Origin of the sequence: Pantoea sp. SS70 (assembly GCF_029866845.1) — a bacterium.
GTDB classification, from domain to species: Bacteria; Pseudomonadota; Gammaproteobacteria; order Enterobacterales; family Enterobacteriaceae; genus Pantoea; species Pantoea leporis.
In genome coordinates, this window is sequence record NZ_CP117199.1 from 1,302,566 (window position 1) to 1,319,172 (window position 16,607).

Below are 16,607 nucleotides of genomic sequence, written 5' to 3' on the forward strand. Positions count from 1 at the left end.
GTGGTGCATTTTACCGTATCCTGTCGCGAAAATGCGGTGAAAAAACGTTATGCATCAAGATATATAGCGAAAATCACTCATGGATGCTAACCGTTAATCGCGCTACCATTCGTTTTAACCGTGTTGTCCATAATGACAACAAACTCCCAAGCCTGGTTTCCTAAGTCGCTATAGATATGGAAGCCAGGCCGCAGCCTTGAGCTGCCAGGGTGCAGAAAGAAATGACTGCATCTCCCGACTTTGGAAAGGTGTTCAGGTGCCACAATTTACAGATGCCTATGCGCGCAGCTTTTACTATCTGCGCCTGTCGGTCACGGATGTGTGTAACTTCCGTTGTACCTACTGTTTGCCGAACGGCTATAAGCCGAACGGTACGCACAATAAAAGTTTTCTCTCGCTGGATGAGATTCGTCGCGTGACGCGTGCCTTTGCGGCGGCGGGCACGGAAAAAGTGCGCCTGACGGGCGGCGAACCCTCCATGCGGCGTGATTTCACCGACATCATCGCTGCAGTGCGTGAAAACGCCGCCATTCGCCAGATCGCGATGACCACCAACGGCTATCGCATGGCGCGTGACGTACATGCCTGGCGCGCTGCCGGTCTCACCCATATCAACGTCAGCGTGGATAGCCTCGACGCACGCCAGTTTTACGCCATTACCGGCCAGGACAAATTTGCCGAGGTGATGGCGGGAATCGACGCCGCCTTTGATGCCGGTTTCGAGAAAGTGAAAGTCAACAGCGTGCTGATGCGCGATGTGAACAGCCACAGCCTCAGCACCTTCCTCGAGTGGCTGCGCCTGCGACCGATTCAACTGCGCTTTATCGAACTGATGGAAACCGGTGAAGGCAGCGATCTGTTCCGCCGTCATCACATCTCCGGTGAAGTAATCCGCGATCAGCTGATCCTGCAAGGCTGGCAACGCCAGTCGCGCGGCCGCAGCGACGGTCCGGCGCAGGTGTTCCGTCATCCCGATTATCAGGGCGAAGTCGGCCTGATCATGCCGTACGAGAAAGATTTCTGTGCCAGCTGCAACCGCCTGCGCGTCTCGGCGCTGGGCAATCTGCATCTGTGCCTGTTTGGTGACGGCGGCGTGTCGCTGCGCGATCTGCTGGCCTCTGACGATCAGCAAGACGAGTTGCAGGCGCGCATTGCGCACAGCCTTGGACAGAAAAAGCAGACGCATTTCCTGCATCAGGGCAACACCGGCATCACGCAAAATCTCTCCTTTATTGGTGGCTAAACACAGGAGTTACGGCCATGGGTAAACCTTCCGGCGAATTTGTCGCCTTAAATGTGGCGGTGATGACCGTCTCGGATAGCCGCGATGCCAGCAATGACACATCGGGCGATTATCTGCGTGAAGCGCTGGCGGAAGCCGGGCATCAGGTGGTTGATCGCGCGATTGTGCCAGATAACCGCTATCGCATTCGCGCCACGGTATCGCGCTGGATTGCCAGCGACGATGTGCAAGTGGTGATCGTTAACGGCGGCACCGGTTTCAATAGCAAAAACAGCACGCCAGAAGCGTTGCTGCCGCTACTGGACCGCGAAATCGAAGGCTTTGGCGAGCTGTTCCGCATGATCTCCTATGAAGAGATCGGCAGCTCGACGCTGCAGTCGCGCGCGGTGGCTGGATTAGCCAATCAGACGCTGATTTTTGCCGTGCCGGGATCGACCAACGCCTGCCGCAGCGCCTGGGAGCGCATTATCGAAGATCAGCTGGATGCGCGTACGCGTCCGTGTAATTTCGTCTCACATTTGAAGAAGTTGTAAGCATGTCATCGTTAACACATATCAATTCCGCTGGCGAAGCCCACATGGTGGATGTCTCTGGCAAAACCGAAACGGTGCGCGAAGCGCAGGCCGAAGCGCTGGTGCTGATGAGCGCCGAAACGCTGCAGATGATTATTGACGGCAGCCATCACAAAGGCGACGTGTTCGCCACCGCACGCATCGCCGGTATTCAGGCGGCGAAACGCACCTGGGAACTGATTCCGCTCTGTCATCCGCTGATGCTGAGCAAGGTGGAAGTTAGCTTGCTGGCGGAACCGCAGCACAATCGCGTGCGCGTCACCTCACTCTGTCGTCTTACCGGCAAAACCGGCGTTGAGATGGAAGCGTTAACGGCGGCGTCCGTTGCAGCGCTGACCATCTATGACATGTGCAAAGCGGTGCAAAAAGACATCGTCATCGACCAGCTGCGTTTGCTGACTAAAAGCGGCGGCAAATCCGGCGACTTCAAGGCGGTGAGCCATGATTAAGGTGCTGTTTTTTGCTCAGGTGCGGGAATTAACCGGCACCGCTTCACTGGATTTGCAGCCTGACTACGCCGATGTCGCCACGCTGCGCGCGGCGTTAGCAGAGAAGGGCGATCGCTGGGCGCTGGCGCTGGAATCCGGCAAGCTGCTGGCGGCGGTAAACCAAACGCTGGTGCCGATGAGTCATCCGCTGCGTGCGGGTGATGAAGTGGCCTTTTTCCCGCCGGTCACCGGAGGCTGATGATGGAAACGCGGATTCGTGTGGGTTCAGAGCCGTTCAACGTCGGCGAAGAGTACGAAAAACTCGCCGCCCATGACAGCGACGGCGCGGTCGTCACCTTCACCGGCAAAGTGCGCAATCACAATCTCGGTGCCAGCGTGGCGGCCTTGACGCTGGAGCACTATCCCGGCATGACGGAAAAAGCGCTGGGGGAGATCGTAGAAGACGCGCGTCAGCGCTGGGCGCTGCAGCAGGTTACGGTGATCCATCGCGTTGGCGAACTGTTTCCCGGCGATGAGATCGTGTTTGTGGGCGTCAGCAGCGCGCATCGCGGCAGCGCATTCGCCGCCACCGAATTCATCATGGATTACCTGAAAACCCGCGCGCCGTTCTGGAAGCGTGAAGCCACCGCCGCAGGCGATCGCTGGGTTGATGCCCGCGACAGCGATCATCAGGCCGCTGAGCGCTGGAGCTAGCGCGCAAAATCCTCCCGCTCCGATAGCGGCAGACCACTGAAAACGTTAAGGTACGGTTTTTTATTGGCGTCAGGGAGCAGGATGAACACGAGCAAGATGATGAAAGGCGCAGCTTTGCTGGCTGCGCTGGTGCTGGCCGGTTGTAGCACGAAAAAAGAGCCGCAGGCGCCCGCGCGTCAGCCCGCCGATGTAAAAAGCCAAATCCAGCAGTTGTTGCCCAGCGACGTGAAACAGAAATCCGCCTGGGCCGACGATATCTATACCGCGTTCCGCGTGCAGCAAATTGATGCCAGCGTCAGCAACCTCTGCGCGGTGATTGCCGTCACCGATCAGGAGTCTAACTTCAGCGCCGATGCGGTGGTGCCGGGTTTACCGAAAATCGCCTGGGGCGAGATTGATCGCCGCGCTGCCAAAGTGCATGTGCCGGCATTTCTGGTGCGCACCGCACTGCTGATCAAATCACCGAATGGCGAAAGCTATGCCGCGCGTCTGGATAAGGTGCGCAGCGAGAAAGAGCTGAGCGCCATTTTTGATGATTTCATCGATATGGTGCCGATGGGGCAAAAGCTGTTTGGCAACCTCAACCCAATTCATACCGGCGGGCCGATGCAGGTCAGCATTGCGTTTGCGGAAGCGCACGCCAAAGGCTATCCGTATGCGGTTGACGGCTCGATTCGTCGTGAAGTCTTCACTCGTCGCGGTGGTATCTACTTCGGCACGCTGCATCTGCTTGGCTATCCGGCCGATTACAGCCAGCCGCTGTATCGCTTCGCCGACTTCAACGCCGGTTGGTACGCCAGCCGCAACGCCGCATTTCAGGCGGCCATCGCGCGCGCCAGCGGCATCAAGCTGGCACTGGATGGCGACCTGATCGTCTATGGCAGCGATCAGGCCGGTTCCACCGAATTGGCGGTGCGCAGCCTGAGCAAGCAGCTGGATATGAGCAATCGCGAAATCCGCCGCGATCTGGAGAAGGGCGACAGCGAAGATTTTGCTAACAGCACGCTGTGGAAGCAGACCTTTATCCTCGCCGATAAGATGGCCGGAAAACGTCTGCCGCGCGAAATGCTGCCGGGCATCAAGCTGGAGAGCCCGAAAATCACCCGCAATCTCACTACCGCGTGGTTCGCTCAGCGCGTAAATGGCCGCTATCAACAGTGCTTGACGCGCCGTTGACGCAAACGGGTGTACACTCCACACTTACAGAGTTTGTTAACGTAACCGCTAATGAGGCGCTTCATGGATCGATATCCACGTAATGATTCAATCGTGCAGCAGGCATCCACCTCGCTGCAGACCTACATGGCGCAGGTGTATGGCTGGATGACCTGCGGCTTGCTGCTCACCGCGTTTGTTTCGTGGTTTGCTGCCCGCACACCTGCAGTAATGGAACTGGTGTTTGCTAACCGCATCACTTTCTTCGGCTTGATCATCGCGCAGTTAGCGCTGGTGTTTGTGTTGTCTGGCATGGTGCATCGCCTGAGCGGCGCGGTCGCCACCGCATTGTTTATGCTCTATTCGGCGCTAACCGGATTAACCATGGCGAGTATTTTCCTCGTTTACACTTACTCATCCATCGCCAGCACCTTCTTCGTGACGGCCGGGATGTTCGGTGCCATGAGCTTCTACGGTTACACCACTAAGCGCGACCTGAGCCGTTTTGGCAGCCTGCTGTTTATGGCGCTGATCGGTATTTTGCTGGCGTCACTGGTGAACTTCTGGCTGAAAAGCCCGGCGCTGATGTGGGCGATTACCTATATCGGCGTGGTGGTGTTTGTTGGCTTAACCGCCTATGACACGCAGAGGCTGAAGGCGATTGGCGAGAACATCAACGTCAATGACAAAGAGAACCTGCGTCGCGCCTCAATCATGGGTGCGTTAACGCTGTATCTCGACTTCATCAACCTGTTCCTGATGCTGCTGCGCATCTTCGGCAACCGCCGCTAAACCACGCACCAAACTGTCCCCTTTCCCGCCTGCGGGAGAGGGGAACTCCGCACAAACTCACCGCGATACCGATTTCTCCATCTTCTGCTCATTCTTCTGCCGTAAATGCTTCGCGCGGCTCTCCAGCCACAAATAGAGCACCAACGCCACCAACAGCGGCAGAATAAAATAGAGCACGCGGTAAGCCAGCAGCGCTGCAATAATGGTGCCGTGCGAGGCGTGTTGCCCACTGAGCAGCGCCAAAAATACCGCTTCCAGCACGCCAATCCCGGCCGGGATGTGAATGATCACACCGGCGATACTGCTGATCAGCAACACGCCTAACACAATCGGATAATCCACCTGACGCGCCAGCAGCAGCCAGATAATCATGCCCATCACCATCCAGTTGGCGCAGGAGACCGCAAACTGGAACAGCGCCATGCGCAGCGAAGGCAGCTGCAGATGCTGGCCTTTAACCGTCCAGCGGCGCTTCTTCGCGAAGGCGCAAGCCCACAAATAGACCGCCACCATCACCAGCAGCACCGCGCCAATGATGCGCAGCGTGGTTTCACCAATGAACCAACCGGAGGGAATCGGCACCATGCCCGCCGCAAACACCACGCCGGCCAGCAGAATATAGCCTAGCCAGTTGGTGGCGATGCTCAGCGAGAAAATGCGCGTAATGGTATTGCCCGGCAAACCGAGTCTTGAGTAGAGCCGATAGCGCATCGCCACGCCGCCAACCCAGGTGCTGAGCGTCAGGTTGAAGGCATAACAGATAAACGACACCAGCATCACCTGGCGCTTCGCCAGCTTATGGCCGCAGTAGGCTCGTCCAATCAGGTCGTACAAGCCATAGGTCAGATAACTCACCACCACCAGTGCAGCAGCGCTTAGCACCACATAGCGGTTATAGCCGACGATCACCGTATAGACGTCTTCCCAGTTCACCTTGCGCGCATACACCACCAGCAGCACAATCACCGCAATAAAAAACAGCCAGGTGAGGATTTTCTTCGCCAGTTGCCAGCGCGGATTCTTTTTCGGCATTAGGATTTTGCTCCTGAATTATCGGCTTCAACCCGATCCTGAGTTTCCATTTCGGGTTGTACGGGGGGAGCAACTTGCGACAAGTGTGGCGTGTGCGCAGGCAACCATCCGGCAATAGCCGGGAAGTGACGTAAAAAGTGGAACACAATTACGCCCTTGGTGAGCTGCCACCAGTTGCGCGGCGGCAGCTTGTCATCCTCCACGCGCACGCAGTCCTGCTGAATCAGCAGTTCCAGATTGTCGCGCAGCGTCTGGTTGAAAGCGCGATCGTGCACCATCAAATTGGCTTCCAGATTGAGAGATAAACTCAGCGGATCGAGGTTGCTGGAGCCGACGGTGGACCACTGCTGATCCTGCACCGCAATTTTGCCGTGCAGCGGGCGGCGGCAATATTCATACACTTCCACACCGCCATCGACCAGATAGTTGTACAGCAGCTCGGCACCGACTTTGACGATCGGCATATCGGGCTCGCCCTGCACAATCAGCCTGACGCGCACGCCGCGCTGAGCCGCGCTGCGCATTTCGCGCAGCAGACGATAGCCGGGGAAGAAGTAGGCGTTGGCGATGATCACATCCTTCTGTGCCTTGCGCAGCATGGCGAGATAGTGCTGTTCGATGTCGTCGCGGTGTTCGTCGTTATCGCGGTAGACAAACAACACCTGCGCTTCACCGGGCATGGCGTTGACCGCCGGGCGATGGGAACGCGCACCCCACCAGCGCCGCGTGTGCTGTTCGCTGCCCATTTGTTGCTGCACGTATTGGGCAATATCCAGCACCACCGGGCCTTTCACCTCCACGGCATAATCCTGTTTGGCCTCTGCACCGAAATCGATGTTATGTTCAGCGGAGAAGTTGATGCCGCCGACAAAGGCGATCTGTTCATCGATCACCACGATCTTGCGGTGCAGGCGACGAAACACATTGGTGCGCATGCCGAGCACCAGCGGACGCGGATCGTAATAGATAAAGCGCACGCCCGCGGCCGTCAGGCTATCCACAAAGCGGTCGGAGAGATCTGGCGAGCCGTAGCCATCGACCATCACCTCGACTTTAACCCCGCGCTGCGCCGCCTTGAGCAGCTGTTCGTGCAGATCGTTGCCGACTTCATCCTCAAACAGGATGAAGGTTTCCAGCAGCAGCGTACGCTCGGCGCGTTGGATAGCGCCTGATACGCGCGGGAAAAACTGGTCACCATTTTCTAACAGACGGAGCTGATTACCGTCGCGCCAATTGAAACTCATAGGAAAATCTCCACCGCTAACGGCGCATGATCGGACAGGTGAGACCAGGGTTTAACCGGCAGCGCCCACGGCTTACTCACCGTAGCGTTGCGGATGTAGATAAGATCTAGCCGTAACAGCGGAAAACGCGCCGGGAAGGTGCGAGCAGGGCGGCCGGTTTTGATACTGAACACTTCCTCTAAGCCCACCGCGCGTTTGAGAAAGCGATTGGCGCTGACCTGCCAGTCATTGAAATCACCGGCTACCACCAAAGGCGCATCGGGCGGCAGCGTATCGATAAAGTCGCACATCATCTTCATCTGCGCCTGGCGATGTTTCTCCTTCAGACCGAGATGTACGCAGAACACATGCAACGGTTCCGCCCGATCCGGCAGGCGGATTTGGCAGTGCAACATGCCGCGTTTTTCACTTCCGGCGACGGAAATATCGCGGTTTTCATATTCAACGATGGGAAAGCGTGACAATATCGCGTTCCCGTGATGTCCCTCGGGATAAACCGCGTTGCGGCCATAGGCGAAATCGTTCCACATGGTATCGGCCAGAAATTCGTAATGGGAGGTTTCCGGCCAGTTTTCAATGTGCAGCGAATGGATGGCGTGGGTACCCATTACCTCTTGCAGGAAGACGATATCCGCCGATGTGGCGCGAACAGCGTCACGCAATTCCGGCAGGATAAAGCGGCGATTAAAGCTGGTGAAACCCTTGTGGGTATTGATCGTCAGGACTTTAAATGAAAATCCTTGCGTATTTTGTGGCATACTTCGACGCGCTCCTTTTCATCATCAACAGCACAAAGTGTAGTCTTTGTCACAAATGGATGGTGTTAAGGGCAGAAAATTAGGGCGTAATCCGAAATTTGCTTTACATTGAGGACGTTCGTCTGGCCTCCAGCCAGATACACTTGGGCGACCTGTTGGGTCTGCCAGGAGAAGAGAATGAAATGGTCTAATCGTGTTCAGATTGTTACCGGACAAACTTGTTTGCACATTGCAATGCACCTGCTGGTGATTGCCGCACTGGTTTGGGGCTGGAAACATAGGGCGCTGGTTGAAGTGAGCAGTACCCTGGTGGCAGCTTATGCGGTGGTATTCATTACCATGCTGGTCATGCAGCGTAGTGCCCGTTTACGTAGAATGGGTGATTCCCTCGAAGAGGTGACCACCACTTACTACTTTGGCGCAGCGATGTTAACGCTGTTCCTGATCTCCCGCTTTATCCACAACAACCTGCTGATTGGTCTCCTCGGCGTGGTGATGTTGGTGGGACCGGCGCTGGTTTCACTGCTGGCGAAAGAGCCGGTTCAGCGCATCGAGAAGAAGCGCAGTTGATCGATTAGGGACCGCAACCCTGCGGACCTGACAAAAAGGAGCCCAATGCGGCTCCTTTTTTTATGGATGCTGTCTGCGCGGAAAGCTGCTAAACTCGCGCCCTTACGCATGGTAGTTTGTGCCCTTTTCACACGTGAGCCCCGCGCTTGCGTCATATCCCTCCTGAAAACTACATCGCCTACGGCGGTCAGGACGGTTCGGAGTAATACACCTGCATGTCATTTGACTCTCTCGGCTTAAGTGCCGATATTTTGCGTGCGGTAGCAGAACAAGGCTACCAAGAGCCGACGCCGATTCAGCGTCAGGCCATTCCTGTGGTGCTGGCTGGTCGTGACCTGCTGGCGAGCGCCCAAACCGGCACCGGTAAAACCGCCGGCTTTACGCTGCCGTTGCTGCAGCGTCTGACTGCAAAACCGTCCACGGCGCGTGGCCGCCGTCCGGTGCGTGCGTTGATCCTGACCCCGACCCGCGAACTGGCGGCTCAGGTTGGCGAGAACGTGCGTGAGTACAGCCAATATCTCGATATCCGTTCGCTGGTGGTATTCGGCGGCGTGAGCATCAACCCGCAGATGATGAAACTGCGCGGCGGCGTTGACGTGCTGGTGGCGACACCGGGCCGTCTGCTCGATCTGGCGCACCAGAACGCGGTTGATCTGTCACAGGTTGAAATCCTCGTGCTGGATGAAGCGGATCGTATGCTCGATATGGGCTTCATCCACGACATCCGTCGCGTGCTGGCGCGTCTGCCTGCTAAGCGTCAGAACCTGCTGTTCTCTGCCACCTTCTCTGACGAGATCAAAACGCTGGCGGAAAAACTGCTTACCAACCCAGAACAGGTTGAAGTTGCGCGTCGTAACACCGCCTCTGAGCAAGTTTCACAGCAAGTGCATTTCGTGGATAAGAAGCGCAAGCGGGAACTGCTGTCGCTGATGATTGGTCGTGATAACTGGCAGCAAGTGCTGGTGTTCACCCGTACCAAACACGGCGCCAATCATCTGGCTGAGCAGCTGAACAAAGACGGCATTACCGCCGCCGCGATCCACGGCAACAAGAGCCAGGGCGCGCGTACCCGTGCATTGGCTGACTTCAAATCCGGCGGCATTCGCGTACTGGTCGCGACCGATATCGCGGCGCGTGGTCTGGATATCGAAGAGCTGCCACACGTGGTGAACTACGAGCTGCCAAACGTGGCGGAAGATTACGTGCACCGTATCGGTCGTACCGGCCGTGCGGCTGCTACCGGCGCGGCACTGTCGCTGGTGTGTGTTGATGAACACAAACTGCTGCGTGACATTGAGCGTCTGCTGAAACGTGAAATCCCGCGCATCGAGCTGCCTGGTTTCGAAGTCGATCCCAGCATCAAAGCCGAGCCAATCCAGAACGGTCGTCAGCAGCAGGGCGGCGGTCGCGGTCAAGGTGGACGTGGTCAAGGCCAGGGTCGCGGTCAGGGCGGCAACGTTTCTCGCCCGCATAGCGGCAATGCGCCACGTCCGCAGGGTGAAGCGCGTTCCGCGCGTCGTCCAGCGCAGGGCGCAAGCCAGGCTGCGCCAGCCGCCAACAGCGGTCGTCGTCGTCCGGCACCGAAGAAAACCGGGAACGCCTAACGTCATGAGGGTGTTGCTGGCGCCGATGGAGGGCGTGCTTGATTCGCTGGTGCGTGAGCTGCTCTCCGGGGTGAATGATTATGACTTGTGCGTGACCGAGTTTTTGCGCGTGGTCGATCAGCTGCTGCCGGTAAAATCCTTCTATCGTTTGTGTCCTGAGCTGCATAACCACAGCCGCACGCCGTCAGGCACGCGCGTTCGCATGCAGCTGCTCGGGCAATACCCCGAGTGGCTGGCCGAGAACGCCGCGCGCGCGGTGGAACTCGGTTCCTGGGGCGTTGATCTCAACTGCGGCTGTCCGTCGAAGCTGGTCAACGGCAGCGGCGGCGGTGCCACCTTACTGAAAGATCCCGAACTGATTTATCGCGGCGCGAAAGCGATGCGTGAAGCGGTGCCGGATCATCTGCCTGTGACGGTAAAAGTGCGGTTAGGCTGGGATTCTGGCGATCGTCGTTTTGAGATTGCCGATGCGGTGCAGCAAGCCGGTGCCAGCGAGCTGGTGGTGCACGGTCGTACTAAAGAAGACGGTTATCGCGCCGAAAGCATTAACTGGCAGGCGATTGGCGAAATCCGCCAGCGTCTCCGGATTCCGGTGATCGCCAACGGTGAGATCTGGAACTGGCAGGACGCGCAGGATTGCATGCGCATTACCGGCTGCGATGCGGTGATGATAGGGCGCGGCGCGCTCAACGTGCCGAATCTGGCGCGCGTGGTGAAGTACAACGAAGCGCCGATGGCGTGGCCCGACGTGGTTGCCTTGTTGCTGAAGTACACTCAGCTGGAAAAGCAGGGCGATACCGGCATGTATCACGTGGCGCGCATCAAGCAGTGGCTTGGCTACCTGCGCAAGGCGTATCACCAAGCCGACGGCTTGTTCAGCGAAGTGCGCACCTTGCGCGTTTCCGCCGATATTGCTGATGCAATTGACCGACATGCCACACGTATCATCGCATAATCACCAATACGCACATTTCGTAGCAGCGCGATTTATTGCGCCATATGAAAGACCGGATGTGTGCTCATTATTTCCTCCAATCTGTTAGTACTTTATAACTAAAAAAGTCGCGATCTCTTAGCAGGCTAAGGTTATAGTTATTGTCCATTTTCATCACCGTTCCCGACGCCACTTTCCATGTCTGACGCTGCTGTACTGAGTAACGCTCAGTTAAATAAACGTATTCTCTCCGTCATTGTTTTCACCTTCTTTTGCTACCTTTCGGTGGGTTTGCCGCTCGCGGTGCTGCCGGGATTCGTGCATAACCAGCTTGGATTCAGCTCGTTCATCGCCGGATTAATCATCAGCCTGCAATATTTCGCTACGCTATTAAGCCGCCCGCACTCCGGTCGTCTGGCGGATCGCTTTGGTCCGAAGCGCGTGGTGATGATGGGATTGGTGTTCTGCGGCATGAGCGGCGTGTTATCGATTATCGCCGCGCTGTGCAGCGACATGCCGCTGCTGAGCCTGGCGCTGCTGGCGGCGGGGCGCTTGTTCCTCGGCGTAGGTGAAAGCTTCAGCAGTACCGGATCGACGCTGTGGGGCATGAACATTGTCGGTCCGCTGCAAACCGCGCGGGTGATCTCGTGGAACGGCGTCGCCACCTATTTCGCCATGGCGATTGGTGCACCGCTCGGCGTGCTGCTGAATCAGTGGTTTGGCATCAGCGGCTTTGCTGGTTTGGTGGCGATCATGGGTGTTGCCGGATTCTGGATGGCGAGTCGCAAAGCGGGCGTCAGCGTCTCCGCCGGCGTGCGCATTCCGTTTCATCGCGTGGTCAGCCGCGTGTGGATGTTTGGGCTGGCGCTTGGCTTTGGCACCATCGGTTTCGGCGTAATTTCCACCTTTATCACGCTCTATTTCGCCAGCCGCGACTGGAGCGGTGCGGCGTTCGCGCTGACGCTGTTCAGCCTCGGCTTTGTGATTGTGCGCCTCGGTTTTGGTCGCTACATCACGCGTTTCGGTGGCCTGAAGGTGTCGCTGGTGTCATTCGTGCTGGAGTGTGCCGGACTGCTGCTGATTTGGCAGGCCGACAGCATCTGGCTGGTGGATTTGGGCGCGTTTCTCACCGGCGGCGGTTTCTCGCTGGTGTTCCCGGCGCTGGGCGTGGAAGCGGTGAAGCGTGTACAGCAGCAGGATCAGGGTTCGGCACTCGGCACCTATTCGGCGTTTCTCGATTTAGGACTGGGATTAACCGGTCCGGTGGCGGGCTTGCTGATTGGGCATTGGGGCATGCAATCGGTCTATCTGGCGGCGGCGCTGATGGTGCTGGGCGCGTTTGCCATCACGCTGCGTCTGCACCAGCAACACGGCCGGCAGACGGCCGCGCAAGCGCTGAGCGAATAACGCTTCATCGGCAAACCCCCGTGCGCCGCCGTTGTTTACCGCAGTTAAAAGTGGATAAACAGGGCGTAAAGCAGTCCCGAAAGTAACACGGACACCGGCAGCGTCAGCACCCACGCCATCGCCAGATTGCGGATGGTGGCGAGTTGCAGACCTGAACGGTTGGCGGCCATCGTACCGGCGACGCCGGAAGAGAGCACATGCGTGGTAGAAACCGGCAGGCCAAACGCGTCGGCCGCGCCGATGGTCGCCATCGCTACCAGCTCAGCGCTGGCACCTTGCGCGTAGGTCAGATGGGTTTTGCCTATGCGTTCGCCCACCGTCACCACAATGCGACGCCAGCCAACCAGGGTGCCGAGACCCAGCGCGATCGCCACCACCACTTTCACCCACATCGGGATAAAGCGCGTGGCGGCATCCAGCTCTTTCTTCACCGCCGCCAGGTTGCGCGCGGTCTCTTCCGGCAGCGCTACTTTGGCGCTTTGCAGATGCTTAATGGTTTCGGAGGCCAGATACATGTCGTTTCGCGTGTTGGTCACCGCCTGCGCCGGGATATTTTCCACCGCGCCGTAGCGACGAATCTGGTCGCCGATATCGCCCAGCATCATGCCGAGCGCCGGCAACACCTGTGGGCGATTCTGGCTGGTGCGCACGAATTCGGTCAGCACCTCGCGCGGCGCGGGCATGGCGGCGGGCGCCGGTTGCAGCGTCAGCAGTTGCTGTTCCGTCACCTGAGTTAAGGCGGCGACGCGCGGAATCTGCTCCGGCGGCAGCGAGCGGTTCAACGCGTAGGCAATCGGCATGGTGCCGACCAGAATCAGCATGATTAGGCCCATGCCTTTCTGCCCGTCATTCGAGCCGTGCGCGAACGATACGCCGGTGCAGGTGAGGATCAGCAAGCCGCGAATCCACACCGGCGGCGGCTGGTTGCCCTTCGGCGCTTCATACAGCTGGCGATTGCGGATAAAGGCTTTCATCGCCAGCAGCAGCAGTGCGGCGCAGACGAAGCCGACAATCGGCGACAGCAGCAGCGCATACCCGACTTTAATTGCCTGATCCCAATCCACGCCGCTGGTGCCGCTGCGGCCATGCAGCAAGGCGTTCGCCACGCCAACGCCGATAATCGAACCGATCAGCGTATGCGAAGAGGAGGCCGGTAAACCAAAATACCAGGTGCCGAGGTTCCAGATAATCGCCGAGAACAGCAGCGCATAGACCATGGCAAAGCCGTGGCCGCTGCCCGCTTGCAGAATTAACTCCACCGGCAGCAGCGAGATGATGCCGAACGCCACCACGCCGCTGGAGAGCAGCACGCCCAAAAAGTTACAGAAACCGGACCACATCACCGCCACGCCCGGCGACAGCGAATGGGTGTAGATCACCGTGGCGACGGCGTTGGCGGTATCGTGGAAACCGTTCACAAATTCAAAACCGAGCGCAATGATCAGCGCCACGCCGAGCAGCAGGAACGGTATGTAGCTGGTGACCGGCGCACCGGTCTCTTCAACGTCATTAAACAGGTTGATGCCGGCATACAGCAGGCCAGCGATCAGCAACAGTACAAAGATCAGGCGTGAGGCAGGGCCGTTGCCGCGGTTAAGGTTCGGGCGTCCGGTGTGGGACGAGGAGGTCGATGCAGGTAAACTGTTTTCAGCCATAAAACACCTCAGTGTTAAATCACGATGCTCGAACGGCACCCGTTAATGGCAGTGTGATACGTGGTTTGTATGACAGAATGATGATGGCGCACGCCCGGTGTCATCTTGCTGCAACATCCCTGTCGCACGCTGTGGATCTGACCGCTCGGGAATGACCTGCTAATGCTCCAGCCCGTACTACCGCTCGCCTCGCTGCCGGACTTCAATAACGACGTCGCCGGACTGATTCATGGTTATCTGTTTACGCCCGCGTCGCTGCCACAGCGGCTCAATGCACGCGAAGCGGCCCAGCTATCGCAGCAGCAGCTGCCGCAGTCGACCTTTATCTGGCTGCACATCAACCTTAATCACGCGCGTGCTGAACGCTGGGTTCAGGACCACTTTGGCGTAGACCACGATTTTTTCGACGAGATACATTCTGCTTCGCCGCGCACCCGTTTAGCCCAGCAAAACGATGCGCTGCTGGCGGTACTCAATGACGTCACCTTCAGTAAAGAGGAGCGCAGCACGCAGAACGCCACGTTGTGGATGTGGTGCTGCCCGCGTGTGGTGGTCACCGCGCGTTTTCGCCCGGTTGGCATGATCGAACGCATGCATCAGCAGATGAATGAACTGAAGTTCGCCGAGCCGGATGCGATGCTGCTATGGCTGCTTGGCGAGCAGGAAGCGCAGCTGGAGCAAGTGGTGCGGCGTTCCAGTCAGGCGGTGGATGCGATTGAAGAGCGCTTGCTGAGTGCGGCGATCAAAACCAATCGCCGCGAGCTGGGACAACTGCGTCGTATGCTGCTGCGCGTGCAGCGTTTGCTGGCACCGGAACCGGCGGCGCTGTTCCGCTTGCTGAATCGTCCGCCCAAATGGCTAAAGCGTGAACCCCTGGGCGAGCTGCGAATTTTCACCGAAGAGTTCAGCGTGGCGCTGAATGATTTGGCGAGTTTGATGGAGCGGATTCGTTTGCTACAGGAAGAGATTGCCGCACGATTGATGGAGCAGAGCAACCGCACGCTGTTTTTGCTGACAGTGATCACCGTGCTGGCGCTGCCGATCAATATCGTGGCGGGATTTTTTGGCATGAACGTGGGCGGGATTCCGCTGGCGAATAATCCGCACGGCTTTTTGCTGCTGGTGTTAGTAGTACTGGCGTTTACCTTGGTGGCGGGTTGGCTGGCGTTTCGACGACCGCGTGATTGATTGACGTTGCGCGATGAATCGCGCCGCTACGGTAGGTGCATATATCTGTAGCGGCGCAATTTATTGCGCGTCTTAACGCGCGATTACAGGCTGGTGGCCGGCTGCGCTGCTGGCGCTGCGCCATTGATACCTTGCGGTGTCATTGGCTCTTCTTTCGGCAATGCGTCAGAAGACTCCTGAACCGGCACCGGTGCTGGCTGCACTTCGCCAGCTGGACCGTTGATTTTGATCGGCATACCGTTACGCGCCTGGATAGCGTTGTTGACCGCATCCTGGTTGGTGCTGGCATCGGCAATCACTTTGGTCACAGCGGAAGTCAGATTGATCGGCACCACTTCGCGTGAATTGAACTGCTCTTCGGTGGTCGACAGCGGATTGTGTACTTCCACGTAGCGCGAACCATCTGGCTCAACGGTGGCTTTCACCGGCTGATCGATGAACTGTACGCGCGTACCAACCGGCACGTTGTCGAACAGCCATTTGATGTCGTCAGCACGCAGACGCACACAGCCGTGGCTTACGCGCAGGCCGATACCGAAGTTGGCGTTAGTGCCGTGAATTGCATACAGACGGCCGATATAGAGCGCGTGCAGGCCCATCGGGTTATCCGGACCCGCCGGGAACACCGCAGGAATGCTCTCGCCGCGTGCCGCATATTCTGCGTGCATCGCTTTGGTTGGCGTCCAGGTTGGGCCATCTTTCTTACGCTCAACCTTGGTCGTCCAGTTGACCGGCGTATCTTTACCCAGCTCGCCGATACCGATTGGCAGCACGACCACGGTCTTGGTCCCTTTCGGGTAGTAGTAAAGACGCATCTCAGCGCTGTTGATCACGATGCCTTCACGCGGCGCGTCAGGCAGAATCAGCTGCTGTGGGATGATCATTTTAGTGCCAGCTTTTGGCAGATAAACGTCAACGCCCGGATTGGCTTCCAGCATATTGCTGAGGCCCATCTGATACTGTGCAGCAAAGGCTTCCAGCGGAAGTTTACTGTCATCAGGGACAGTGATTTCAATATTTTCGCCGATCAGACGGCTGTTAGCCGGCGGCAGCGGATAGACTACTGCAAATGCCGACTGGCTGAACGCCGCCAGTGCGAGGGCGAGTGAAGCGAACGCGCGAATGCTCATTTTCATGTTTTTCAAGTCGTTATGGCCATGTTTCAGGCTTGTCAGTGTGTCGAATCCATCGTGGTCAGTATGACCCGCTGCGCATTATATGTGCATTGGCGCATTGATGGAAATCAGGATTTTTACTGGCTGCATATACTTTACGCAATTCCTTGTCTTTACCCGACAATTCCCTTCGATC

17 protein-coding genes and 1 riboswitch are annotated in these 16,607 nt (G+C 57.7%); of the genes, 12 read left to right on the plus strand and 5 right to left on the minus strand.

Annotation, left to right across the window (positions count from 1 at the left end; translation table 11 throughout):
- Positions 1-131: 131 nt before the first annotated feature.
- Positions 132-267: riboswitch (molybdenum cofactor riboswitch) on the plus strand.
- From moaA to PO881_RS06015, 7 genes are all read left to right on the plus strand, one after another.
- Positions 257-1,243, plus strand: coding sequence for a GTP 3',8-cyclase MoaA (gene moaA / locus PO881_RS05985; RefSeq protein ID WP_137385410.1), 987 nt, complete (start codon positions 257-259; stop codon positions 1,241-1,243). Its footprint overlaps the riboswitch before it by 11 nt.
- A gap of 17 nt (positions 1,244-1,260) precedes the next feature.
- Positions 1,261-1,776, plus strand: a complete 516-nt coding sequence (gene moaB / locus PO881_RS05990) for a molybdenum cofactor biosynthesis protein B (protein ID WP_101763177.1) — start codon at positions 1,261-1,263, stop codon at positions 1,774-1,776.
- Positions 1,777-1,778: 2 nt separating this feature from the next.
- Complete coding sequence (gene moaC / locus PO881_RS05995; RefSeq protein WP_280172602.1) at positions 1,779-2,264, plus strand: cyclic pyranopterin monophosphate synthase MoaC; 486 nt, start codon at positions 1,779-1,781, stop codon at positions 2,262-2,264.
- Complete coding sequence (moaD, locus tag PO881_RS06000) at positions 2,257-2,502, plus strand: molybdopterin synthase sulfur carrier subunit (RefSeq protein ID WP_101763175.1); 246 nt, start codon at positions 2,257-2,259, stop codon at positions 2,500-2,502. The genes moaC and moaD overlap by 8 nt, the downstream gene beginning before the upstream one ends.
- Positions 2,503-2,504: 2 nt before the next feature.
- A complete protein-coding gene (moaE, locus tag PO881_RS06005; protein WP_280172881.1) occupies positions 2,505-2,957 on the plus strand; it encodes a molybdopterin synthase catalytic subunit MoaE in 453 nt (150 codons plus the stop codon).
- An 81-nt stretch (positions 2,958-3,038) separates the two neighbouring features.
- On the plus strand, positions 3,039-4,133 hold the full coding sequence (locus PO881_RS06010; protein WP_101763173.1) for a DUF1615 domain-containing protein: 1,095 nt from the start codon (positions 3,039-3,041) through the stop codon (positions 4,131-4,133).
- A gap of 63 nt (positions 4,134-4,196) precedes the next feature.
- On the plus strand, positions 4,197-4,904 hold the full coding sequence (locus PO881_RS06015) for a Bax inhibitor-1/YccA family protein (RefSeq protein WP_101763172.1): 708 nt from the start codon (positions 4,197-4,199) through the stop codon (positions 4,902-4,904).
- A 57-nt stretch (positions 4,905-4,961) separates the two neighbouring features.
- On the opposite strand, the gene PO881_RS06020 is transcribed toward PO881_RS06015, so the two are convergent.
- The 3 genes from PO881_RS06020 to PO881_RS06030 are packed head-to-tail and all read right to left on the minus strand — an operon-like array spanning position 4,962 to position 7,938.
- Positions 4,962-5,936, minus strand: coding sequence for a lysylphosphatidylglycerol synthase domain-containing protein (locus tag PO881_RS06020; protein ID WP_280172603.1), 975 nt, complete (start codon positions 5,934-5,936; stop codon positions 4,962-4,964).
- Positions 5,936-7,180 carry a cardiolipin synthase ClsB gene (gene clsB / locus PO881_RS06025; RefSeq protein ID WP_137385413.1) on the minus strand — a complete coding sequence of 415 codons (1,245 nt, stop codon included), beginning with the start codon at positions 7,178-7,180 and terminating at the stop codon, positions 5,936-5,938. Before clsB ends, PO881_RS06020 begins: the two co-directional genes overlap by 1 nt.
- The gene (locus tag PO881_RS06030; RefSeq protein WP_280172604.1) at positions 7,177-7,938 is read right to left on the minus strand and encodes an endonuclease/exonuclease/phosphatase family protein; all 762 of its coding nucleotides are present in this window, start codon (positions 7,936-7,938) and stop codon (positions 7,177-7,179) included. The genes clsB and PO881_RS06030 overlap by 4 nt, the downstream gene beginning before the upstream one ends.
- Before the next feature lie 177 nt (positions 7,939-8,115).
- Between PO881_RS06030 and PO881_RS06035 the strand changes: the two genes are divergently transcribed.
- From PO881_RS06035 to PO881_RS06050, 4 genes are all read left to right on the plus strand, one after another.
- Complete coding sequence (locus tag PO881_RS06035; protein ID WP_101763168.1) at positions 8,116-8,508, plus strand: YbhQ family protein; 393 nt, start codon at positions 8,116-8,118, stop codon at positions 8,506-8,508.
- A gap of 215 nt (positions 8,509-8,723) precedes the next feature.
- Positions 8,724-10,112 carry an ATP-dependent RNA helicase RhlE gene (gene rhlE, locus PO881_RS06040; protein WP_008102680.1) on the plus strand — a complete coding sequence of 463 codons (1,389 nt, stop codon included), beginning with the start codon at positions 8,724-8,726 and terminating at the stop codon, positions 10,110-10,112.
- Between the two features lie 4 nt (positions 10,113-10,116).
- A complete protein-coding gene (gene dusC / locus PO881_RS06045; protein ID WP_137385415.1) occupies positions 10,117-11,067 on the plus strand; it encodes a tRNA dihydrouridine(16) synthase DusC in 951 nt (316 codons plus the stop codon).
- 177 nt (positions 11,068-11,244) lie between these two features.
- On the plus strand, positions 11,245-12,453 hold the full coding sequence (locus tag PO881_RS06050; protein ID WP_101763166.1) for an MFS transporter: 1,209 nt from the start codon (positions 11,245-11,247) through the stop codon (positions 12,451-12,453).
- A 44-nt stretch (positions 12,454-12,497) separates the two neighbouring features.
- On the opposite strand, the gene PO881_RS06055 is transcribed toward PO881_RS06050, so the two are convergent.
- Entirely contained in the window at positions 12,498-14,108 is a 1,611-nt protein-coding gene (locus tag PO881_RS06055) for an inorganic phosphate transporter (protein ID WP_280172605.1), read from the minus strand.
- A 162-nt stretch (positions 14,109-14,270) separates the two neighbouring features.
- Between PO881_RS06055 and PO881_RS06060 the strand changes: the two genes are divergently transcribed.
- Positions 14,271-15,296, plus strand: coding sequence for a transporter (locus PO881_RS06060; protein WP_280172606.1), 1,026 nt, complete (start codon positions 14,271-14,273; stop codon positions 15,294-15,296).
- 83 nt (positions 15,297-15,379) lie between these two features.
- On the opposite strand, the gene PO881_RS06065 is transcribed toward PO881_RS06060, so the two are convergent.
- On the minus strand, positions 15,380-16,432 hold the full coding sequence (locus PO881_RS06065; RefSeq protein ID WP_101763163.1) for a L,D-transpeptidase family protein: 1,053 nt from the start codon (positions 16,430-16,432) through the stop codon (positions 15,380-15,382).
- Positions 16,433-16,607: the final 175 nt, after the last annotated feature.